Below are 203 nucleotides of genomic sequence, written 5' to 3' on the forward strand. Positions count from 1 at the left end.
CTGGTGAGCCATGAAGGACTCGAACCTTCGACACCCTGATTAAAAGTCAGGTGCTCTACCAACTGAGCTAATGGCTCATGATGTCTGAACTTAGCTGTTGCCACACTTTCTACTACAGTTGAGCAGTTAGTGGTGACCCGTAGGGGATTCGAACCCCTGTTACCTCCGTGAAAGGGAGGTGTCTTAACCCCTTGACCAACGGG

General features: G+C 50.7%; 1 tRNA gene. It reads right to left on the minus strand.

Annotated elements, in window-relative coordinates:
* Nucleotide 1: 1 nt before the first annotated feature.
* Nucleotides 2-77, minus strand: a tRNA-Lys gene (locus QP775_RS25700).
* Between the last annotated feature and the right edge of the window lie 126 nt (nucleotides 78-203).

The sequence above is a fragment of the Paenibacillus sp. UMB4589-SE434 genome (assembly GCF_030226685.1).
In the GTDB taxonomy this organism is placed as follows: Bacteria; Bacillota; Bacilli; order Paenibacillales; family Paenibacillaceae; genus Paenibacillus_B.